This is a genomic window from Apilactobacillus zhangqiuensis, assembly GCF_019656215.1.
Classification (GTDB): Bacteria; Bacillota; Bacilli; order Lactobacillales; family Lactobacillaceae; genus Apilactobacillus; species Apilactobacillus zhangqiuensis.
This window is the reverse complement of the sequence record NZ_BPLK01000003.1, coordinates 154,136-175,155: the sequence shown is the minus strand read 5'-3', so window position 1 is coordinate 175,155 and position 21,020 is coordinate 154,136. Positions and strand designations below refer to the sequence as shown.

The window sequence follows — 21,020 nt, the reverse complement described above, 5'->3', positions numbered from 1 at the left end:
AGATAAACAAAAAAACACCTTTTAAAAGGTGTTTTTTTGTTTATCTATTTTGTTTTCCTGAATTACGTTTTCTTAAATCTTCATGAGTATCATGTTCTTGAACGTCGATTTGTTCAGGTTGATTTGATGAATCTTCTTCTTCCACGTCGTGTAGAATTACCTTTTCATCACTTTGAGCTTGAGCAGCCGCTTGTGCTGCAACTTCTGCTCTAATCTTTGGACGGTACATGTTGATGATTAATGTTTGTAAACAAGCAAATAATCCGCTAATGAAGAAGTAAATACCTAGTCCAGCAGGTGCACTGAAAGTAACTAACACAATCATGATTGGTGTGAAGTAAGACATCATCTTCATTTGTTTCTTTTGATCTTCTGGAAGGCCTAATGTCATTAGGTATCCTTGAAGAACGTATGCTAAGAATGATAAAGCAACCAAGATTAGACTCTTATCACCAAGTTTTACACCTAAGAACATAGTGTGTGAAACTTCAGGTGAGAAACGAATTCCGTTATATAGGGCAAGGTAAATTGGCATTTGAATGATTAATGGTAGACAACCAATACCACCGGCCATGCTAATGTTGTTATCCCTGTATAGTTGCATCATTTCTTGTTGAATCTTCATTTGTTCTTCTTTTGAAGAAGCATTTTTTTGTCTTTCTTGGATTTCTTTCATCTTAGGCTTGATGAAACTCATTTTTTCTTGCATGATAGTAGACTTCTTAGTTTGACTAATCATTGCAGGAAGTAAGATCATTCTAACGATAATAGTTAAAATGATAATTGCCCAGCCGTATCCACCACAGAATCTGGCAATAAAGTCTAGAATGTGTTGACCCGGTAGAGCAAGGTATTCATATGTAAGACCATATGGTTTACCGTTAGAATCCACACGCACACATCCTGAAAGGACTAAAGCCATTACTCCAATCAAGGATAGGGCACTGAATCTTTTCAATTTTTTCATTACAAAAAACCTTTCATGTAAATTTCATTTACAATAATACCAGAAAAATGGAATTATATCAGACAAAAGTCCGAATTATTTTATTATAAACCCTTTACCGTAAATTTCATTAATATTATTAATCTTAATGTTGTCTACACGTCCGTAAGGGGTAGGTGAAGCTTTGATTTCAGAGACAAATTCATCGACTATTGATGATTCACCACTAACATGAATCAACACTGTGCCATCCATTAGATTTTGCACAAAACCGTTTAGATTCAATCGATCGGCAACTTTTTTAGTGCTGTAGCGAAAGCCAACCCCTTGAACTCTTCCTAAAACGATTATTTCAATATTTTTATTGGTCATATTGGTTCCTCCTTACTAAACAATAGTAACATATATGTTTTATTCCATTATTATGCTAAAATAATAGGAAAGATAATTAATTTAAAGGGGTCATATCCAGTAATGGAAAAAATTGTTTCTGCAAAAAACGAACGAGTAAAAAAATGGTCTAAGCTAAAAACCAAAAAGGGTCGTGTAAATAGTAACCAATATATATTGGAAAGTTGGCATTTAGTATCTGAAGCAATTAATGCTAATCAAAACGTTGAAGTAATATTAACAACTAACAAACAATATGAATTACACCAAAATGAAATTGATGTTTTTAACGGAGAAGTGATTGAAATCACCGATGATGTTTCAAAAGCATTGGGTTCAACTTCAACTCCTCAAGGCATTTTTGGAATTGTCGAATTACCAAAAGAGGACCATTTTGATTCATTAGATATGAAAGGTTCATGGCTTTTACTAGATCAAATTCAAGATCCTGGAAACATCGGAACCATGGTCAGAACTGCTGATGCAGCAGGATTTGATGGCGTTATCTTTGGTGAAGGGACTTCAAGTCAATTTAATCCTAAGGTATTACGTTCAATGCAAGGCAGTCAATTCCACTTGAAGTTACTGGAAGGTGACTTACTTGATTGGATTAGTAAGTTTAAAGACAACAATGTTCCTGTTTATGGGACTGAATTAAACCCTCAAGCAGTGAGTTATGATCAAATAGAAAAACAGGATGCATTCGCCTTAGTTATGGGAAATGAAGGTAATGGAATGCAAGATAAAATACTTGACCAGACCACTAAAAATCTATATATTCCTATCAAGGGAAGAGCAGAATCACTAAACGTAGCGATTGCTGCTGGAATCGCAATGTTCCATCTTAAAAAATAAATTATTTAGTTAGGAGATAGTATATTGAAAGAAGATGCATGGCGAAATGATAAAGAATATGTTAGCTATGTTTCTGATTTACTAAACAGTCCAGAAGTATTGAGACTAGATAACTATATCCAACATCATTCATCAACTCGTTTACAACATTGTATTCATGTGTCATACGAAAGTTATTTAATTGCCAAGAAGTTTGGCTTAGATGCCAAATCTACTGCACGAGGCGGATTACTTCATGATTTATTCTTCTATGATTGGCGAGAAAGTAAATTTAGATTGGGTTCACATGCTTATATGCACCCAAGAGTAGCGCTTAGAAATGCTGAAAAAATAACTAATCTAAATGATAAGGAACGAGACATCATCACTAAACACATGTGGGGATTAACTTTAACAAAGCCCAAGTATGCGGAAAGTGTGATAGTTTCTCTTATCGATGACTACGATGCTATTCGAGAATATTTCGCACCTAAATACCAAAATTTAAAAAACAAAATTAAAAATAGACATGATAAAAAGGAGGTTAATTCATGGCAAAAGAAAGTCAAATGAATACCACAATCGATTTTCGTTTGTGTCCTAAGTTTGAACAAACTTTTCAAATGCTAGGAAAGAAATGGAATGGCTTAATTATTGAAACACTATTGGTAAATGGCCCACAACGTTTCAAATGTATAGCAAACGTTGTTTCTAAGTGTAGTGATCGTGTGTTAGTTGAAAGACTAAAAGAACTTGAAGAAGACGGTGTCATTACTCGTAAAACATTTTGTGATTCTTCGTTAATTCAATATGAATTAACTGAAAAAGGAGAAGCATTGGAACCAATTATGAAACAAATTCATGACTGGTCAGATCAATGGTGTGATATTAACGATTAACCTTGACCGACTAATGTTTTTAAGATATTATTTAGTTAAATGTGTTGAAGAAAAATTAGTAGGCGGCAAACAATACAGAAAGACTATATTTGATGAGAATAGTCACAAGTCAGCTGAATTCATTTTCTGAACTGATATTGGGAGTTACAATTAACGAAAAATAATCCGGTATTCCACCGTTATGGATTTAGAGTGTATGAACTACAAATTGTAGTTCATAAACTAGGGTGGTACCGCGAAGCTTCGTCCCTTTTGGGATGGGGCTTTTTTTGTTGAAATGAGAGGAGAAGACTATGTCATTAAAAGATGATTTAACCAAGTTGCGTGATGATGGAATTGCTCAAATCAATCAAGCAACCGACGTTAACGAAATTACTAAAGAAATTAAAGTTAATTTACTTGGTAAAAAAGGTCCAATTACCCAAGCACTAAGAGGTATTAAGGACTTACCAGTTGAAAAAAGACCTGAAGTTGGTAGTTATGCCAACGAAATCAGGGATGAAATCCAAAATGCTTTAGATTCAAAACTAACAGAATTAGAAAACAAAGCATTGGAAGCACAATTAGTTGCTGAAAAAATTGATGTTACTCTTCCAAGCACTCCAGTTGCTAAGGGACATCCACATGTTATTCAATCAATCATTGACGAAATTTGTGACATGTTCATTGGTATGGGCTACGAAGTTAAAAGCGGTCCAGAAGTAGAAGAAGATAAGTATAACTTTGAAATGATGAACCTACCAAAGGATCACCCTGCCAGAGATATGCAAGATACTTTCTACATTACAAAAGAAATCTTGATGAGAACTCAAACCTCTCCTATGCAGGCACGAACTCTTGAAAAACATGACTTCAGTAAGGGTCCTTTAAAGATGATTTCACCAGGTGTGGTATACAGACGTGATACCGACGATCCTACTCATTCACACCAATTCCACCAAGTAGAAGGAATTGTGATTGATAAGAACATTACAATGGCTGATTTAAAAGGAACCCTTGAATATCTATTACACCAATTGTTTGGTAACAAATATGATATTCGTTTAAGACCAAGTTACTTTCCATTCACTGAACCATCAGTTGAAGCAGACGTTACTTGTTTCAAGTGTGATGGTAAGGGTTGTGACGTATGCAAGCATTCTGGCTGGATTGAAGTTCTAGGTGCCGGGATGGTACATCCAAACGTGTTGAAGATGGCCGGCGTTGATGCTGATGTTTACGGTGGTTTTGCATTCGGACTTGGTCCAGATCGTTTTGCAATGTTGAAATACGGTGTAGAAGATATTCGTGATTTCTACCTAAACGATGTTAGATTTTTATCGCAATTTAATTAAGGAGAGATACTAATGAAAATTTCATACAATTGGCTAAAGGAATACATTGACCTAGATATTCCTGCTGACGAATTAGCCGAAAAAATTGAACGTTCATCAGTCGAAGTTGACTCTGTTATCAAACCTAGCGATGGACTTAAAAAAATCGTTGTAGGTAAGATTGTGGAAATGGAAGACCATCCAGATTCAGATCACTTACACATTTGCCAAGTTGATGTTGGAGAAGATGAACCAGTACAAATTGTCTGTGGAGCTCCTAATGCTCAAGTAGGCAAAAATGTTATCACTGCATTATCTGGTGCCAGAGTTGCTGATAACATGAAAATCAAAAAATCAAAGATGCGTGGAATTCAATCCAATGGGATGCTTTGTGCATTAGATGAAATTGGTTACCCTAAGGATGTTGTTCCTAAGGAATGGGCCGATGGAATCTACTTCTTACCTGAAGATGCTACTTTAGGTGACGATGTTTACAAGTATCTTGGTATGGATGACGCACTAATTGATTTAGATGTAACTCCTAACCGTGGTGACATGCTTAGCATTTACGGAACAGTTCATGATTTATCTGCTATTTACAACAAACCTGCTAAATTTGATTTAGACAAGGTTAGTGAAACTTCAGAAAAGTTGACCTCAGATCAAATTCAAAGCGATGTTAATGAAGAAATTGCTTGGACTTACTTAAACCGTGTTGTTAACGATGTTGAAGTAAAACCAAGTCCACTATGGATGCAAGTTAGACTTTGGAATGCGGGTATTAAACCAGTAAACAACATTGTTGATATTACAAACTATTCAATGCTTAAGTTTGGTCAACCAATGCACGCATACGATTTAGACAAACTTTCTGGCAAAGTATCAGTTAGATACGCTAATGACGGTGAAAAAATTACTACTTTAGATGAAAATGAAGTTGAATTAGATTCAAATGATTTAGTAGTTGCTGATGATAATGGTCCAATCGCAATGGCTGGTGTAATTGGTGGTATGGATAGTTCAATTACCGCTGATACCAAAAATGTATTATTTGAATGCGCAATCTTTGATCCAATTAAAGTTAGAAAAATGGCTAGAAAACACGTTATCCATACTGAAGCTTCACAACGTTTTGAACGTGGTGTAGACCCAATGGCTGTTGAAGATGTATTATCTTCAGCTAGTGAAATGGCAAGAGAAATTGCTAATGGCTCAGTAACTAACGATGTTCTAGTTGGTAGTAAGTATGAAGCAAAGCCTGCTGTTATCGAAATCTCAGTTGCACGTATTAACCATGTTCTTGGTATGAAACTAAGTGTTCAAGAAGTAACTGATATCTTTGAAAGACTTGGCTTTGGTGTTAAAGCAACTGGTGACGATTTAGTTGTAACTGTTCCAACTAGACGTGGTGATATCCATATCCAAGCTGACTTAATTGAAGAAGTTGCTAGAATTTATGGATACGATAACTTACCAAGTACTTTACCAACTACTACGATGACAACTGGTGGACTAAATGAACAACAACAATTAATCAGAGACAGTCGTCACATTCTAGAAGGTCTTGGTTTAACTCATGCGATTTCATATGCATTGACCACCGAAGAAAAGGCTAAAATGTTTATGATGGGACAATCAGCTCAAACTGATTTAAGCTACCCAATGAGTAGTGATCATACTACCTTGAGAATGAACCTGGTTTCAGGATTATTAGACGATATTGCTTACAACAAGGCTAGAAAAGTGGATAACGTGTCTCTATATGAACAAGGTCGTGTATTCTACAAGGAAAACGAAGATGTCGTTAAACCAGATGAAATTGAACATTTAGCAGGTGCAATGACTGGTTCATTAGTTGATAATTCATGGAATCAACCTGCTAAAAACGTTGATTTCTACCAAATTAAGGGAATCGTTAACGAATACTTGGAAACAATTGGCCTAAATGGTGAAATTAGTTACGTTGCTAATGCAACTTATCCAGAAATGCATCCAGGTAGAACAGCTGACATCTTTGTTCATGGTCACTACGTTGGTTTTGTTGGACAAGTTCATCCAAAGATTGCAAAGCAATTTAAGATTAATGAAACTTATGTCTTTGATTTAAACCTACAAACCATTATCGACCTACCTAAGAAGGAACAAAGCTACGAACTAGTTTCAAAATACCCTTCAATTAAGCGTGATATCGCAATGTTAATTGACAAGGACGTTGAAAATGATTCAATCGTTAAGGTCATTGAAAAACGTGGTGGAGCATACTTGGTAGATGTTAAGTTGTTTGACTTATACGAGGGTGAACACGTTCCTGAAGACAAAAAATCATTAGCATACTCATTAACATTCCAAAACAAGCATGATACTTTGGTTGATGATGATGTAAATAATGCAATGGAAAAAGTGCAAAGAAATCTAGAAAAAGAATTCAATGTAGAAATACGTTAATTTTTAAATGGAGGAAACTGATTTGAATGAAGAAAAGAACTCCAATGATTTCGAAAAGAAGCACACTAATCTAGGCAAAAAGATTTCACTAAGTATTATCGCCATCTTAATAGTTTTAGGGGTTTTCATATTTATTCTTGGACATCAATATGTTAAAGAATCACTAAAACCATTGAATCCTAAGGATAAAGAATTAATCCAAGTTCGAATCCCAATGGGTGCTTCCGATAAGAAAATTGGATCAATCTTACAAGACAATAAAATTGTTAAAAGTGGTCTAGTATTCGACTATTTTGTAAATAGTCACAACTATTCAGGTCTAAAGGCGGGTTACTATGAACTTTCACCTTCAATGAGTTTGCAAAAGATTGCCGATAAATTGAAAAAAGGTGGGTCAGCTCAACCACTACAAGGTAAATATGGCCGATTACTTGTTCGCGAGGGTGATAACATCGATGAAATTGCCCAATCGGTAGAACAAAGCAGTCAATATTCCAGTGATGACTTCAAGAATTTAATGAAAGATAAGGACTTCTTGAATCAGTTGAAGGAAAAATATCCTAAGCTTTTAGATTCTGCATTTAAGGCTAAGAATAGAAAGTATGTGTTGGAAGGATACCTATATCCAGCAACATACAATTCACAAAAAAATGTGAGTTTAAAACAAATTGTTAGCCAAATGGTTGCTAAAACCAATTATGAATTTAGTCCATATTTCAAGGAAATAAAGAAACAAAACCTAACAGTCGATGAAGCAATTACTTTGGCTTCATTTATCGAACACAATCATGTTGATAAAAAAGAGCAAGAAAAGATTGCGGGAATATTATATAATCGTCTAAATAGCAATTTACCTCTTGAAGTACAATCTTCTATTAGGTATGCTAATGGTAAAGTTTCTGGACAAAAACTTTCAAAGAAAGATTATAATGCTTCAACTCCTTACAATTTGTATAAAAATACAGGATTCCCACCTAGCCCAATTAATAACCCAACGGTTAAATCGCTAGATTCAATTTTGAATCCTAAGGATATGACTACTTTTTATTTAGCATATAGTGTTAATATGAATGATAAGAAGGTTAAGTATTATAATGATGATAAAGATGTCGATGACTTAATCGGCAATGATAGTGTTATGAGATAAATCGGTTATGGAGAGATTATTATGGTAGAAAAGAAAAAGCGTCCCGTTGTTATTGGTGTTACTGGTGGTTCAGGTAGTGGTAAAACTACTGTTAGTCGTGCCATTTTTAACCAACTATTGGGTCATTCAATTATGATTTTGCAACAAGATTCTTACTACAAGGATCAATCACATAAGACAATGGCTGAAAGAGAAGAAACTAACTACGATCATCCATTAGCTTTTGATAGTGACTTATTACTAGAACATTTAAATAAGCTTCTAAACTATGAAGCAATTGAAAAACCGGTTTATGACTACACTAAATTAAATCGTAGTACTGAAACAGTTACTCAAGAACCACGTGACGTTATCATTCTTGAAGGAATCTTAATCCTAGATGACAAGCGTCTAAGAGATCTAATGGACATCAAAGTGTTTGTTGATACAGACGATGACATCCGTATTTTAAGAAGAATTCAAAGAGATACCAAGGAACGTGGTAGAACATTGGACGAAGTTATCCAACAATACTTGGAAACTGTTAGACCAATGTACAATCAATTTGTTGAACCAAGTAAGCGTTATGCTGATATCATCGTCCCAGAAGGTGGTAAGAACCAAGTTGCGATTGATTTATTAACAACTAAGATTCAATCAATCTTGGTAAAACACGGTAACAACAAGGTATTCAATAATATTGATACAACAATCTAATTAATTTAAAGGAGAGTTTATAATGGCTAAAGATGAAAGCTATCCAATGACCGTCGAAGGTAAACAAAAACTTGAAGCTGAATTGGAAGATTTAAGATTAAATCAACGTCCACAAATCATTGAAAGAATTAAGATTGCCAGAAGTTATGGTGATTTATCAGAAAACTCTGAATATGAATCAGCTAAGAATGAACAAAGTATGCTAGAAAGCCGCATCACTACTGTAGAGCACATGCTACAATACGCTGACGTTGTTGATAATGACGACGTTGAAAGTGATATGGTCAACGTTGGTAAGAAGGTTACTTTTAAAGAACTACCAGATGAAGATCCTGAAACTTACCAAATCGTTGGTGCTGCTGAAGCAGATCCATTGGAAGGTAAAATTTCAAACGATTCACCAATTGCTAAAGGCCTATTAGGTCACAAGGTAAATGATGAAGTAGTTATCGAAATTCCTGCTGGTGATATGAAAGTTAAGATTATCAGTGTTGAATAATTTGATAATAAAAAAGGACTCGATTAAACGAGTCCTTTTTTATTATCTTTTTTCGTATATAGATAAAATCCAATCATTAATAGTAATGTGATTGATGATATTAATATACCCGCATTTAATCCAGCTGGATAGAAAGATAACTTGATTTTATGTTTACCAATAGGAAGATTATCAAATCCAATGAATTCATCGTTAATTATCTTGATAGGGTGTTTTTTTCCATCGATGGTCAATGTCCAACCGTTTGAGTATGGAATTGATGTCGCTACTGCTTGACGCCTTGTAGATACGTTAATATTAGCTGAAACAGTATTGTTGTTTAGTTTGATGTAATTGTTTTGTTTTCTAATGGCCTTAGTTTCATTTAAAAATTTAGGTAAGTTTAAGGATGCAATATTAAACTCGTTAGTGTATACTTTGTCGTTTAATAATTTAATGGTAATTTGATTATCCTTATTATTTGGTAAGCTTACTACGAAAGTGCTTTGAAATTCACTTGGTAGATTTAATTCTTCACCATTTACCTTAATGATACATTTTTGCTGATTCATTGATGCGGGAACAATTAAGTATGGAACCATGCCTTTTTTGTGTTGATACTTAATGGTGATTTGACCATCTTTTAATAGATTGTTTTTAGCAATTACTTGGTTGTTTAAACCGGTTATTGCGTTTGTATTTTGAGAAAGAATAGTGTAATGCATGTTTTCGCTAAACACATCGCTATTATTTCCGGTTACCTGTTTTACCATTGAGTTTTGATACTTAATTGGATCCGAAGCAATGATTTTTGAAAATGCATTGTCGGATGCGGTGTAAACAAGTGGGAATGAGTTGTTTGACTTAAATGTTTGGAAAATATCAATTTTTTGAACGTCGTTATTGACGATGTCATAACGATTGCTGCTCTTTTGAATCATTGGATAGGCTTTGTTGTAGTTAATCGTATTGATAAAGTATTTAAATGAAAGCAATGAGTCAGTTACAATTGTTCCATTTGAATAGTCAATTGATCCGGTGGTATAAGCATTCCCGACTTTCTGGTTGAAGTCAGGAGTAGATTTTCTTAGCGTTGATGAAAATGTTGAACCACCATAGAAATTTGACCCAATCGGATCATCTCTGGTTCGATAGAAGTCCTTACTGATACGATAAAAACTATTATCCTTTTGCCTAATATCATTAACATGTCGGTTCAAAGTAGCAGTGTACTTCATGTAATCATCGTTTGATACATAACTAATTGAGTTTAATGAGTTAAACGCATTTAATCCAGTATCGCCGACTGTAATAACTAGTAGGCAAAGTAGATAGTATTTATTATCTTTATTGGAAACATGAATAACTACAAAACTAATTGCGATGAATGCAAGAGAAATCAGATATTTGGTTAACGACATGTAGTTAAAACTATTAATGTTTAAAGCTGCGTAACTTAATCCAGCTAATAAGATAACACCAGAAATAAGAATTTCTTTTAGCTTAATGTGTTCAACTTGTTTGTCCAAACCGATTGCAGCGACATATATAACCCAAAAACAGAAGATAAATGAAAAACGATAAGGATACCAAATTGGAAATTGCATTGCATGCCAGACTAGGTCCAGTGGTTCAAAGAACATTGAAACGACTAGTATTAATGTAATTAATAAAGTCATAATTCGACGTTTTAACTGAATTTGGTTGTTGCAAAAGAAGATTAGAAAACCGATGATAACAATTGATCCAACAAAAATGTTGGGATAACCACTCGGCATTTGAGAAAAGTTAAAGCTACCATCAAATAGTTTACTAATCATCTTCAATGGATTATATTCGACCTTCCATTTAACAGTTGATAAAGTGTAAGCGGCTTTTCCGTTTTTTAATTCAAGTAAGTTTGGCAAGAAAATAAATGCTGCTAGTAACAATGATACAATGTGGCTTCCGCCAACTGCGATAAGCTTGCGGAAACGTCGATGAATGGAATCATTGACTAGTAAGTTACCAATTACATAAATAATTGAAAATAGTGTAATCATGTATGCAATGTAGTAGTTAATGATTAGCATTGCAGTATAACTAATGATAAAAAGGTAATATTTATTATTCTTCAGTATTTGATCGATTCCCAAGATAATAATGGGAAGCAAGACAACACCATCCAACCACATTACGTTTAATTGGTTAGCAATCATCCAGCCATTAAGGGCATAGGCAACCGCCATTGATAAAATGATTAAATCTTTTTTGACACCTTTATGTTTAAGGAAAACGCTAAAGGTTAATCCAGATAAACCATATTTAAATAAAATTATTAATAGAATAGAAAAGTTGATGAACTTAGCGGGGATGATTAACAGAATGATGTTTAGAGGACTTAATAGGTAATATGCCCAAATTCCAATCATTTCTCCACCATATCCATTTGAAAATGAGTATAATAAGCTATGTAGGTCTAAAGACAGAACCGTTCGTCTAAAATAAGCGAACAAATCGACATATTGTTGACCTAAGTCAACAGTTAAAATACTACTATTTCCAAATGGAAACATATTGCGGTAAGCAAAGTAACATGCCATAATAATAAAAGGGATGAAAAAGCTTAATAAATATAAGCTGTGTTTTTTTATGATTCTTTTAATTGAATTAATCATAGTAAATACTTCCTATGTATTTTAATTATTACTTATAAAGTAACCTACTATAGTATACAATAAACCAGAGTAAATGACTGATTAACATATAATAATTAAGGAGTTAGATTGTTTTGAATAGTTTTTTGCAAAAAATATTTCACCACGGCAATCGTGGAGAAAATTCAAAGGTACCATTTAGATTAAACATTATTCTGACAGTTGTTGGAGCACTGTTTGCAATCCTATTAATCCAATTGGGTTACCTACAGATTGTTAACGGAAACCAATATAAAGCCGAAGTTAGCAGATCCGATAATTCTGTTAAGTATGGAAATGTCCAAAGAGGGATGATTTACGATTCTACCGGTCGTGTCCTTGTTGGAAACAAAGCGCACCAAGCTATTCAATACACTAAGGGATTATCTGTAACTAGTGCCGACCTATATAAGATTGCAAACACATTAGGTAAGTATCTAACTGTCGACACCTCATCATTAACGCCTCGTCAAGAAGCGGATTTCTACTTATCTAATGCTGATAACCTTAAGAAGGTAACGAACAGTCTTACTTTCCCTAAGGGTTCAAGCACTAGCGAACAATATGTTTTAGAACTTAAAAAGGTTATGGATGATAAGCTTTACAGTTCCGACAAAGCTACCAAGAATGCAGCTGAAATCTTCCAAAAAATGAGTGGTTCTTATCAATTATCAACTACATACATTAAGACAACGAACGTTACTAATAAGGAAATTGCCGAAATTGGTGAACATTTAGATGAAATGCCTGGTGTACAAATTGGTGATAGTTGGACAAGAGAATATCCAAACGGAAACGCCATTCAAAGTATTGTAGGGACTGTTTCTTCTGAAAAAGTTGGGCTACCAAGTGACAGAATTAATACTTTGTTGGCAGAAGGTTATTCTAGAAACGATAGTGTTGGTCAAAGTTACCTAGAAGAAAAATACGAATCTACTTTACGTGGTTCAAAGTCACAAACTCTTATTAAGGGTGGTAGCTTAGATAAAGCCGTTAAACAATATGGTGGTCAAAAGGGTGACAACCTTCAATTAACCATCAATTCAGAATTTGAAAAGAAAATTCAATCATTAGTTGAAGAAGCTGATCAAGGAACTGGTAATTCAACTGGTGCTTATGCAGTTGTTATGAATCCTAACACTGGTGGAATTATCGGATTGGCCGGTGTGAACCGAGATCCGCAAACAGGTAAGGAAACTCCAAATGCCCTAGGAACCATCAATAGTTCAATCGTTATGGGTTCTGTTGTTAAGGGGGCAATGATTTCCGGTGCCTTAATGGATAAGGTCATTACACCAACTAATTCTACTTTAACTGATAAACCAATCTTAACCGGTGGAATTAGAAAGGCATCATGGTTTAACCAAGATGGTAACCATGATATTGCTCTTGATGCATCAACTGCTCTTGAAGTTTCATCTAACTCATACATGATGCAATTAGCGATGAAGGAAGCTAAGTTTAATTATGTTGAAGGTGGAGCATTAACAATGAATCCAGACGTATTCAACATCATGAGAGGTTACTTCAACCAATTTGGTTTAGGTGTGTACACTGGAATTGATTTACCTGGTGAAACAAAGGGTATTCAAGGTCCAAGTGGTTCAGCAAACATTGGTAAAGCACTTGATTTATCTTACGGTAACTACGATGCATACACTCCAATGCAAATTGCTCAATACATTTCTACTATCGCTAATGGTGGATACAGAATTCAACCTCACGTTGTTCAAAGTATTCGTGCTTCAAACAAGAGTGGTAAGTTAGGTCGAGTTAAGTACACCGTTACACCAACTGTATTAAACAAGATTGATATGACTGCTTCCCAAAGAAAGGTTGTTACAGATGGTTTCTACAAGGTTGTTCATGGTACCAACCAATACAGAACTGGTATTACCTTAAATACTGTTAAACCATCAATTTCAGCCAAGACTGGTACTGCCCAAACATTCTACTCAAGTGGAAAGAAGGGTTCTAAGCCAGTTGAAACCGTTACTTTGAGTTTAGGATCATTTGCTCCTTCAGATAACCCACAAGTGGTAGTGGTAGTTGCAATTCCAAACTTGCCAAGTAACGCAGAAAGCAATAATATTGACTTAGCTCAAAAGATTTATCAAGCTTACTGGAAGTACGTTCAATCCGACAGTGGCTTGAAATAATTGCTGTTAAGTAATTTTCCTTAACAATATTTATATAAACTCTGGTCAAATCGGATAAAAAATGATAATATATTAAGAGTTGAAAGTTGTTTATATAAAAATTAAAAATACAACTAACTTGGAGGTGTAACTAAGATGAGAGTACACATTACTTTAGAATGTACAGAATGTCACGAACGTAATTACTTATCAACTAAGAGTCGTCGTAACAACCCTGATCGTTTGGAATTAAAGAAATACTGTCCACGTGAAAGAAAAGTTACATTACATCGTGAAACAAAATAAGGATTCGGGTTTAAAGGCCCAAATCCTTTTTTTATATTCTGGGAAGTGAATAGATGGATAAATCAGCCGCTAGAAAAGAAATTTTAAACAAGCTTAAAAATTTAGATAATATAGAAGATGTACAATATTTATATAATCAGTTGTTTGAGACTGATGAGTGGATAAATGCGTCTTCTGTTGGTGTCACCTTAAGTACTGATATTGAGATTGATACAAATCCAATTATTGAAATGGCCCTTAGCCAAAATAAAAAGGTTTACGTGCCTAAAGTGATTAGTAAAAGCGATATGGATTTTATTGAGTACAATGAGGAAACCGAGCTGTTCGTTAATAAAATGGGTATATCAGAACCACTTGATGGCCCAAAGGTCGACATTAATGATATTGATTTATTGATTGTTCCAGGGATGGCATTTGATATGGCTAATAATAATCGACTAGGATATGGTGGCGGATACTACGACCGTGTTTTGGTTGATTATCCTGGAAATACTATTGCACTTGCTGATAGAATTAGAATGTATGAAAAATCAATATGGAAAGTAGATGATTTTGATCAACAAGTTGAAACAATTATTCACCCAGATTTCAAATAATCGTTTATATCGAAACATAGATGATACTCCTTTTATGACAGAAGGAATTATTGCAATTATCGTATTTGTATATTTATTTGGTTTAGCAACTAACTCGACTGATACGATTATCAATTATGGCGCTATGTATCGTCCATTGGTTGAATTTGGCCAATGGTGGAGATTTATAACACCGATATTTATTCATCTATCATTTCTACATATTTTAATGAATGGAATTAGTTTATATTATGTAGGGATTCAGCTTGAAAAAATTTTTGGACATATTAGATTCCTTGTAATCTTCATGTTGTCAGGAATATTTGGAAACATTGCTAGTTTTGCTTTCTCAAATGGTGCCAGTGCTGGTGCAAGTACCGCTATCTTTGGATTGTTCGGTGTATTCTTGATGTTAGGTGAAACTTTTCATGATAATATGTACGTTAGAAGGATGTCACAAAGTTTTCTATTACTGATTGTCTTAAACATTGGATTTGATTTTATGTCACCAGACATTGACATTGTCGGACATATGGGTGGTCTAATTGCAGGGTTCTTGTTACCCTACGTAGTCGGACTACCATCAGAATTTAAAATTCCAATGGTGAAGAAAATATTGGCATTAATTGTGTTGATTGTATTTGCATATTTTTGCTTAAAAACTGGTTATTTTGCAAATTAATTAGTGCATTTTTCGTTAGGATGTGGGAAAATGAAGACGTTGTACGATGTTCAACAACTTTTAAAAAAATTTGGAATCTATGTTTACGTTGGCAAAAGATTGTGGGATATAGAGGTCATGGCATTAGAGCTTGATCATCTACATGATGCCGGACTTGTAACTAAAGAAGAGTTCATACAGGCAAAGCTTGTATTAAAACATGAACATGGAATCGAAGAAAAGAAATAATACAATTTTTAGGAGGAAACTAAAATGGTACGTAAGTTAATTGGAATCGATTTAGGAGGTACAACAACTAAGTTGGCATTCCTAACTGATAGCGGTGAAATCTTAGATAAGTGGGCTATTACCACCGATGTAAGCGCTAACGGAGAAAATATTGTTCCAAATATCATTAACTCTATCTCAAAAAAGATGGAGGACTCTGATCATAAAATTGACGACTTTATTGGAATTGGAATGGGAACTCCAGGTTCAGTAAACCGTGAGGAAGGTACTGTAATTGGGGCTTACAATCTAAACTGGAAGACTACCCAACACATTAAGGATCAAATCGAAAAAGCATTAGGCCTACCATTCGCTTTAGATAATGATGCTAACGTTGCTTCACTAGGTGAATACTGGAAGGGTGCCGGAAGTAAGGACTCAGACGTTGTATTCGTAACACTAGGAACTGGTGTTGGTGGAGGTGTTATCGTTAACGGTGAATTAGCTCACGGTGTTAACGGCGGTGCCGGTGAAATTGGTCACATTACTGTTGAACCAGGTGGATTCGAATGTACTTGTGGTAAGCGTGGTTGTCTAGAACAATACGCTTCAGCTACTGGTGTTGTTAAGGTTGCTAAGAACCTTTCAAGCGAATTCACTGGTCAATCAAGACTAAAGGAAATGATTAACTCAGGTGAAGAAGTAACTTCAAAGGTTGTCTTCTTCCTAGCTGACAACGGTGATATTTTTGCAAACCAAGTTGTAGATTACGTATGTTACTACTTAGGTCTTGCATTAGCTAACGTTGGTAACACATTGAACCCTGGCAACATTGTTATCGGTGGTGGTGTTTCAAACGCCGGAAACACATTATTACAACCAACAACTAAGTACTTCCAAGAAAATGCATTTAGACCCGTTAGAGATTCTACCAAGATTCGTCTAGCTCAATTAGGTAACGATGCTGGGGTTATTGGTGCCGGTTCATTAGCTTTAAGAAACATTAACAAATAACATTAGGGGTGTAATAACACATGATTCCATCCATGCTTTTAATTGTTGTTATTTTATTAGCAATCCTAATCTATAACAGCATTACAAGAATGAGAGCAAACCGTGTTGCTACTTTTGTTGATGAAGAAGAATTCAAACAAGGTAGTCACAAGGGACAAATTGTTGACTTAAGAGAAAACAGAGATTTTGAATCCGGTCACATTTTAGGTGCCAGAAGTATTCCTTACTCAACAATTAAGATGTTTTATAAGAACATTCGAAAAGACATGCCAGTGTACTTATACGATCAAGGTAAAACTTTGAGTATTAAGACGGCTATTCTACTTGGTAAGAATGGATACAAAGATATCTATATTCTAAAATCAGGTTTTAGAAACTGGAATGGAAAGACTAAGAAGTAAATAAAAAAGCACTTTACAATATGTAAAGTGCTTTTTTATTGTTTCATATTAGTTTAAGTGAGCAGAACGTTGTTTGCGAACAACTCTTTTTCTGTTTTCTTCTAGTTTGTCAGCTTGATCTTCAACAGGGTCCACAACTTTTTTCTTGAAAGAGAATAATGCTCCAGCAACTGCGCTTGAAGTTGCTAATGCACCAACAAAGAATCCTTTAGCGAATTTTTTCATTTTAAGTCCTCCTATATAATAATTTGCTTTACACCTCCTATTATGATGTTTTTTTATTTATTTATCCAGTCTTAAGTATATTTTAATTCGATATTTTATATGCTAAACTTATATAGGCAGAAATGGTGGGATAATATGCAAAAAGTGCTAATAATTGTTGGACCAACAGCAGTTGGTAAAACAAGTTTATCAATTAAGTTGGCTAAAAAGTTAAATGGTGAAGTTATTTCTGGTGATTCGATGCAAGTTTACAAACACTTAGACATTGGAACGGCTAAAGTGACTAAAGAAGAATCACAGGGAATTGTTCATCATTTAATAGACATTATTGATGTTGATCAAAGATATTCAGCAGCTGATTTTATTGATTCAGCTAATCGTTTAATTGATGATATTCATAAAAGAGGAAAACTCCCTATTATTGTGGGTGGAACAGGATTCTACATTCAATCCCTCGTTGATGGATTAAATCTTGGTGGTGACCATTACGATAGTGAGGATTACAGAAATCAAATGCATTCGTTTGCTGAAGAAAACGGTAAACACGCCTTATGGCTTAAGTTAAATAGCATTGATGAAGTATCTGCTCGAAAAATTGGTGAAGAAAACGAACGCAGGGTAATTAGAGCGCTAGAAGTTTATCACAATACTGGGGTTAAGTTTTCTGAACAAACAAATAATGATGTATCAATAGATCCATATATTATTGCACTTAATACTGATAGAAAAGTATTGTATGATCGCATCAATAAACGTGTTGATATTATGTTTAAGCAAGGATTGATTGATGAAGCAAAATGGTTAGATCAAAAAGGTGACGTATCCTTACCAGCATATAAGGGGATTGGTTATCGCGAATTTATCAATTATTTCCACGGTGACTTAGATTTAAATGATGTTTCTGAATTAATTAAAAAAGATTCTAGACATTATGCCAAAAGGCAGCTAACTTGGTTTAGAAATAAGATGAAAGTTAACTGGTATGACATAATATCTAACATAGAAGTTGTAAAAAGCATCGAAAAAGATGTATTTAATTGGCTAAATGACAAAAAAGTGCCATAATATGTGAGAAGTTATTACATTGAATATTGACATATTAAAATATAATGTTATTATAATGTTGTTAGAAGGAGTTAGATATGAAAGAAAAGGATTTAAGACGTTCGCTTTCAGTACTTCCAATCGGAACTGTTATGAAGTTAACTAGCTTGACCGCAAGACAAATTAGATATTACGAAGAACAGGGTTTGGTTTTACCTGAAAGAAATGATGGTAACCGCCGTATGTATTCTTTGAACGATATCGACGTGATTTTAGAAATTAAGGATTATTTAGACGAAGGTTTAAATATTGCCAAAATTCAAGAAATCTACAAGAAACGTAAAGAAAATAACAAGAATAACGATGCGAAGGAATTAACTGATCAAGAAGCACGTAAAATTTTATCTGATGAACTTTTGAACATCGGTGGATTAAATTCACATGATGCTGCAAATAATTCTTTTTAACTAATTTAATGTTGAATACGTTAGGAGTAGATGTATATGGCTACAAAGCATGATTATTCAAAAGACGACATTCGTCGTATTGTTAAAGAAGAGGACGTAAAATTCTTACGTTTAATGTTTACTGATGTTTTAGGGACTTTAAAAAACGTTGAAGTTCCAATCAGTCAATTAGATGATTTATTAAATGACAAAATTATGTTTGATGGATCATCAATCGAAGGATTCGTAAGAATCGAAGAAAGTGACATGTATTTACATCCTGATTTATCAACTTGGATGATTTTCCCATGGAGTTCAGAACGCGGTAAGATTGCTCGAGTTATTTGTGAAGTTTACAAAACTGATGGAACACCATTTGAAGGTGATCCAAGAAATAACTTAATCCGTGTTCTAAAAGACATGAAGGATGCTGGATTTACATCATTTAATATTGGACCTGAACCTGAATTCTTCCTATTCAAGATGGATGAAGATGGCAAGCCAACTGTTAAATTGAATGATGAAGGTAGCTACTTTGATATGGCACCACTTGACTTAGGTGGTAACTGTCGTCGTGAAATCGTTCTAACATTGGAAGAAATGGGCTTTGACGTTGAAGCAGCTCACCACGAAGTTGCTCCTGGTCAACATGAAATTGATTTCGAATATGCAGATGCTTTAAACGCTGCTGATAATATTCAAACATTTAAATTAGTTGTTAAAACAATCGCAAGAAAATACGGCTTATACGCTACATTTATGCCAAAACCACTAAGTGGTATCAATGGTTCTGGAATGCATTTAAACATGTCATTATTTGACGATAGTGGTGATGTATTCTACGATGAAAATGGTGACTTGAAGTTATCTGAAACTGCTTACCATTTCTTAGGTGGTTTAATCAAACATGCTAAGAGTTACACTGCAATTTGTAACCCTTTGGTAAATTCATATAAACGTCTTGTTCCTGGATACGAAGCACCAGTTTATGTTGCTTGGTCTGGTTCAAATAGATCTCCACTTATCCGAGTACCAAATGCTCGTGGACAAGCTACACGTCTTGAATTAAGAAGTGCTGATGCTTCAGCAAATCCATACCTAGCAATTGCTTCAGTTCTAGAAGCTGGTCTAGATGGTTTGAAGAACGGTATCGTGCCTCCTAAGAGTATTGACCGTAACATCTACAGAATGGATGCTCAAGAAAGAAAAGAAAACGAAATTGTTAACTTACCAGATGACTTACTAGATGCTCTAGAAGAGTTATCTGCTGATGAAACAATGAAGCATGCATTAGGTTCAAAGATTTTCAACAGTTACTTAGCTGCTAAGCATTTAGAATACGATGCTTACCGTGCTCAAGTTTCTGATTGGGAACGTAACCAATACATGGAAAAATACTAATAAACATCTGAAAAAGAGTCGGTTTATGCCGACTCTTTTTTATTTTTCAAATGATGATCATAATGATAAAATAAATACGAGGTGTTTAGATTGCTAAAATTTGACGAAATGATTCAACAAGCGGTTGCCAAGTTTAATAGCATGGGGCAAAAGCAACAATTGCTCTTAAATGGCAATAATAAGCAACAAAAACTATTTATCCAATTGGATTTAGCGTTAGCTAAACTTGCAGAGGATTCAAAGCGATTCTCTGTATATAAAAAAGATCAAGAAAACATTGATGTTAAAAATTACAAGGATATGATTACTAAAGATGTAGTGAATGTAACAAACTATTATTTGTTGTTTGCCAGTGTTCATAATTGGTTAGATGTAATTGTTATTGATGAAGATGATTTCAATAAAATTACAAGCATCGATGCTGATCGAGACTTCAATCAAGTATATTTATCAATCAAACGAATGATGTTTAATGGATTTTATAATCATTCTAAAAAAGATTTCCAATTTTCCTGGAAAATGTTCCTAAAATTTGGTATAGTAGACCTTGGCGTTGATGATAAGTCATTGTCAACTCAATTTAGTGAAACTAATTCATTATAAAAATTTTAATTGATTTAAAAATGATATTGACACGATGTCGATTATCCGATATAATGTTTTTTGTTGAGTTTTGATGTCGCGATAGCTCAGCTGGATAGAGCAACGGTCTTCTAAACCGTAGGTCGAGAGTTCGAATCTCTCTCGCGACATTTGAA

23 protein-coding genes, 1 tRNA gene and 1 other annotated feature are annotated in these 21,020 nt (G+C 34.3%); of the genes, 20 read left to right on the top strand and 4 right to left on the bottom strand.

The features are described from left to right. Window positions 1–40: 40 nt before the first annotated feature. Window positions 41–967: a membrane protein insertase YidC gene (gene yidC / locus K5Q07_RS03560; protein ID WP_220729653.1), complete on the bottom strand. Its 927-nt coding sequence runs from the start codon at window positions 965–967 to the stop codon at window positions 41–43. Window positions 968–1,042: 75 nt separating this feature from the next. Further along, a complete protein-coding gene (locus tag K5Q07_RS03555) occupies window positions 1,043–1,318 on the bottom strand; it encodes an acylphosphatase (protein ID WP_220729652.1) in 276 nt (91 codons plus the stop codon). Between the two features lie 102 nt (window positions 1,319–1,420). Between K5Q07_RS03555 and K5Q07_RS03550 the strand changes: the two genes are divergently transcribed. The 8 genes from K5Q07_RS03550 to greA all read left to right on the top strand — a co-directional run bounded on the left by K5Q07_RS03550 (window position 1,421) and on the right by greA (window position 9,169). Then, on the top strand, window positions 1,421–2,191 hold the full coding sequence (locus tag K5Q07_RS03550; RefSeq protein WP_220729651.1) for a TrmH family RNA methyltransferase: 771 nt from the start codon (window positions 1,421–1,423) through the stop codon (window positions 2,189–2,191). A gap of 24 nt (window positions 2,192–2,215) precedes the next feature. Next, entirely contained in the window at window positions 2,216–2,743 is a 528-nt protein-coding gene (locus K5Q07_RS03545) for an HD domain-containing protein (protein ID WP_220729650.1), read from the top strand. Next, a complete protein-coding gene (locus K5Q07_RS03540) occupies window positions 2,722–3,069 on the top strand; it encodes a winged helix-turn-helix transcriptional regulator (RefSeq protein ID WP_220729648.1) in 348 nt (115 codons plus the stop codon). Before K5Q07_RS03545 ends, K5Q07_RS03540 begins: the two co-directional genes overlap by 22 nt. 35 nt (window positions 3,070–3,104) lie before the next feature. Then, window positions 3,105–3,323 (top strand) — a binding site (T-box leader). A 39-nt stretch (window positions 3,324–3,362) separates the two neighbouring features. Continuing rightward, window positions 3,363–4,403, top strand: a complete 1,041-nt coding sequence (pheS, locus tag K5Q07_RS03535) for a phenylalanine--tRNA ligase subunit alpha (RefSeq protein ID WP_220729646.1) — start codon at window positions 3,363–3,365, stop codon at window positions 4,401–4,403. 12 nt (window positions 4,404–4,415) lie between these two features. Next, window positions 4,416–6,827: a phenylalanine--tRNA ligase subunit beta gene (pheT, locus tag K5Q07_RS03530; RefSeq protein ID WP_220729645.1), complete on the top strand. Its 2,412-nt coding sequence runs from the start codon at window positions 4,416–4,418 to the stop codon at window positions 6,825–6,827. A 22-nt stretch (window positions 6,828–6,849) separates the two neighbouring features. Further along, a complete protein-coding gene (gene mltG / locus K5Q07_RS03525) occupies window positions 6,850–7,974 on the top strand; it encodes an endolytic transglycosylase MltG (RefSeq protein WP_220729643.1) in 1,125 nt (374 codons plus the stop codon). Between the two features lie 21 nt (window positions 7,975–7,995). Then, a complete protein-coding gene (gene udk, locus K5Q07_RS03520; protein WP_034530846.1) occupies window positions 7,996–8,670 on the top strand; it encodes a uridine kinase in 675 nt (224 codons plus the stop codon). 22 nt (window positions 8,671–8,692) lie between these two features. Further along, window positions 8,693–9,169 (top strand): transcription elongation factor GreA, encoded by a 477-nt coding sequence (gene greA / locus K5Q07_RS03515; RefSeq protein ID WP_034530847.1) that lies wholly within the window; start codon window positions 8,693–8,695, stop codon window positions 9,167–9,169. A gap of 23 nt (window positions 9,170–9,192) precedes the next feature. On the opposite strand, the gene K5Q07_RS03510 is transcribed toward greA, so the two are convergent. Next, window positions 9,193–11,805 (bottom strand): YfhO family protein, encoded by a 2,613-nt coding sequence (locus K5Q07_RS03510; protein WP_285289181.1) that lies wholly within the window; start codon window positions 11,803–11,805, stop codon window positions 9,193–9,195. A 113-nt stretch (window positions 11,806–11,918) separates the two neighbouring features. Between K5Q07_RS03510 and K5Q07_RS03505 the strand changes: the two genes are divergently transcribed. The 7 genes from K5Q07_RS03505 to K5Q07_RS03475 all read left to right on the top strand — a co-directional run bounded on the left by K5Q07_RS03505 (window position 11,919) and on the right by K5Q07_RS03475 (window position 17,146). Then, complete coding sequence (locus tag K5Q07_RS03505) at window positions 11,919–13,982, top strand: peptidoglycan D,D-transpeptidase FtsI family protein (protein WP_373310033.1); 2,064 nt, start codon at window positions 11,919–11,921, stop codon at window positions 13,980–13,982. A gap of 135 nt (window positions 13,983–14,117) precedes the next feature. Further along, the gene (rpmG, locus tag K5Q07_RS03500; protein ID WP_034530852.1) at window positions 14,118–14,267 is read left to right on the top strand and encodes a 50S ribosomal protein L33; all 150 of its coding nucleotides are present in this window, start codon (window positions 14,118–14,120) and stop codon (window positions 14,265–14,267) included. A gap of 53 nt (window positions 14,268–14,320) precedes the next feature. Next, window positions 14,321–14,863 (top strand): 5-formyltetrahydrofolate cyclo-ligase, encoded by a 543-nt coding sequence (locus K5Q07_RS03495; protein WP_220729637.1) that lies wholly within the window; start codon window positions 14,321–14,323, stop codon window positions 14,861–14,863. Between the two features lie 34 nt (window positions 14,864–14,897). Then, on the top strand, window positions 14,898–15,524 hold the full coding sequence (locus K5Q07_RS03490; protein WP_220729636.1) for a rhomboid family intramembrane serine protease: 627 nt from the start codon (window positions 14,898–14,900) through the stop codon (window positions 15,522–15,524). Window positions 15,525–15,554: 30 nt separating this feature from the next. Then, window positions 15,555–15,752, top strand: a complete 198-nt coding sequence (locus K5Q07_RS03485; protein ID WP_034530853.1) for a YqgQ family protein — start codon at window positions 15,555–15,557, stop codon at window positions 15,750–15,752. A 24-nt stretch (window positions 15,753–15,776) separates the two neighbouring features. After that, window positions 15,777–16,745 carry an ROK family glucokinase gene (locus K5Q07_RS03480; protein WP_220729635.1) on the top strand — a complete coding sequence of 323 codons (969 nt, stop codon included), beginning with the start codon at window positions 15,777–15,779 and terminating at the stop codon, window positions 16,743–16,745. Window positions 16,746–16,765: 20 nt separating this feature from the next. Beyond that, a complete protein-coding gene (locus K5Q07_RS03475; RefSeq protein ID WP_220729633.1) occupies window positions 16,766–17,146 on the top strand; it encodes a rhodanese-like domain-containing protein in 381 nt (126 codons plus the stop codon). A gap of 48 nt (window positions 17,147–17,194) precedes the next feature. Here K5Q07_RS03475 and K5Q07_RS03470 read toward each other — a convergent pair whose 3' ends face one another. Continuing rightward, window positions 17,195–17,371, bottom strand: a complete 177-nt coding sequence (locus K5Q07_RS03470) for a DUF3042 family protein (protein ID WP_220729631.1) — start codon at window positions 17,369–17,371, stop codon at window positions 17,195–17,197. 135 nt (window positions 17,372–17,506) lie between these two features. Between K5Q07_RS03470 and miaA the strand changes: the two genes are divergently transcribed. From miaA to K5Q07_RS03445, 5 genes are all read left to right on the top strand, one after another. After that, window positions 17,507–18,436 (top strand): tRNA (adenosine(37)-N6)-dimethylallyltransferase MiaA, encoded by a 930-nt coding sequence (gene miaA, locus K5Q07_RS03465; RefSeq protein WP_220729630.1) that lies wholly within the window; start codon window positions 17,507–17,509, stop codon window positions 18,434–18,436. Between the two features lie 77 nt (window positions 18,437–18,513). Next, complete coding sequence (locus tag K5Q07_RS03460; protein ID WP_220729628.1) at window positions 18,514–18,882, top strand: MerR family transcriptional regulator; 369 nt, start codon at window positions 18,514–18,516, stop codon at window positions 18,880–18,882. A gap of 36 nt (window positions 18,883–18,918) precedes the next feature. Further along, a complete protein-coding gene (gene glnA, locus K5Q07_RS03455; RefSeq protein WP_220729626.1) occupies window positions 18,919–20,262 on the top strand; it encodes a type I glutamate--ammonia ligase in 1,344 nt (447 codons plus the stop codon). 90 nt (window positions 20,263–20,352) lie between these two features. Next, window positions 20,353–20,865: a hypothetical protein gene (locus K5Q07_RS03450; RefSeq protein ID WP_220729624.1), complete on the top strand. Its 513-nt coding sequence runs from the start codon at window positions 20,353–20,355 to the stop codon at window positions 20,863–20,865. A 75-nt stretch (window positions 20,866–20,940) separates the two neighbouring features. Further along, window positions 20,941–21,014, top strand: a tRNA-Arg gene (locus K5Q07_RS03445). Window positions 21,015–21,020 lie beyond the last annotated feature (6 nt).

Excerpts from the sequence above, each read along its gene's own strand:
- rpmG (WP_034530852.1), top strand. The coding sequence starts at position 14,118 with ATGAGAGTACACATTACTTTAGAATGTACAGAATGTCACGAACGTAAT.
- udk (WP_034530846.1), top strand. The coding sequence starts at position 7,996 with ATGGTAGAAAAGAAAAAGCGTCCCGTTGTTATTGGTGTTACTGGTGGT.
- K5Q07_RS03475 (WP_220729633.1), top strand. The coding sequence starts at position 16,766 with ATGATTCCATCCATGCTTTTAATTGTTGTTATTTTATTAGCAATCCTA.
- yidC (WP_220729653.1), bottom strand. The coding sequence starts at position 967 with ATGAAAAAATTGAAAAGATTCAGTGCCCTATCCTTGATTGGAGTAATG.
- K5Q07_RS03480 (WP_220729635.1), top strand. The coding sequence starts at position 15,777 with ATGGTACGTAAGTTAATTGGAATCGATTTAGGAGGTACAACAACTAAG.
- K5Q07_RS03495 (WP_220729637.1), top strand. The coding sequence starts at position 14,321 with ATGGATAAATCAGCCGCTAGAAAAGAAATTTTAAACAAGCTTAAAAAT.
- K5Q07_RS03485 (WP_034530853.1), top strand. The coding sequence starts at position 15,555 with ATGAAGACGTTGTACGATGTTCAACAACTTTTAAAAAAATTTGGAATC.
- K5Q07_RS03510 (WP_285289181.1), bottom strand. The coding sequence starts at position 11,805 with ATGATTAATTCAATTAAAAGAATCATAAAAAAACACAGCTTATATTTA.
- pheT (WP_220729645.1), top strand. The coding sequence starts at position 4,416 with ATGAAAATTTCATACAATTGGCTAAAGGAATACATTGACCTAGATATT.
- greA (WP_034530847.1), top strand. The coding sequence starts at position 8,693 with ATGGCTAAAGATGAAAGCTATCCAATGACCGTCGAAGGTAAACAAAAA.
- K5Q07_RS03490 (WP_220729636.1), top strand. The coding sequence starts at position 14,898 with ATGACAGAAGGAATTATTGCAATTATCGTATTTGTATATTTATTTGGT.
- pheS (WP_220729646.1), top strand. The coding sequence starts at position 3,363 with ATGTCATTAAAAGATGATTTAACCAAGTTGCGTGATGATGGAATTGCT.
- K5Q07_RS03540 (WP_220729648.1), top strand. The coding sequence starts at position 2,722 with ATGGCAAAAGAAAGTCAAATGAATACCACAATCGATTTTCGTTTGTGT.
- K5Q07_RS03555 (WP_220729652.1), bottom strand. The coding sequence starts at position 1,318 with ATGACCAATAAAAATATTGAAATAATCGTTTTAGGAAGAGTTCAAGGG.
- K5Q07_RS03460 (WP_220729628.1), top strand. The coding sequence starts at position 18,514 with ATGAAAGAAAAGGATTTAAGACGTTCGCTTTCAGTACTTCCAATCGGA.
- K5Q07_RS03470 (WP_220729631.1), bottom strand. The coding sequence starts at position 17,371 with ATGAAAAAATTCGCTAAAGGATTCTTTGTTGGTGCATTAGCAACTTCA.
- K5Q07_RS03550 (WP_220729651.1), top strand. The coding sequence starts at position 1,421 with ATGGAAAAAATTGTTTCTGCAAAAAACGAACGAGTAAAAAAATGGTCT.
- glnA (WP_220729626.1), top strand. The coding sequence starts at position 18,919 with ATGGCTACAAAGCATGATTATTCAAAAGACGACATTCGTCGTATTGTT.
- miaA (WP_220729630.1), top strand. The coding sequence starts at position 17,507 with ATGCAAAAAGTGCTAATAATTGTTGGACCAACAGCAGTTGGTAAAACA.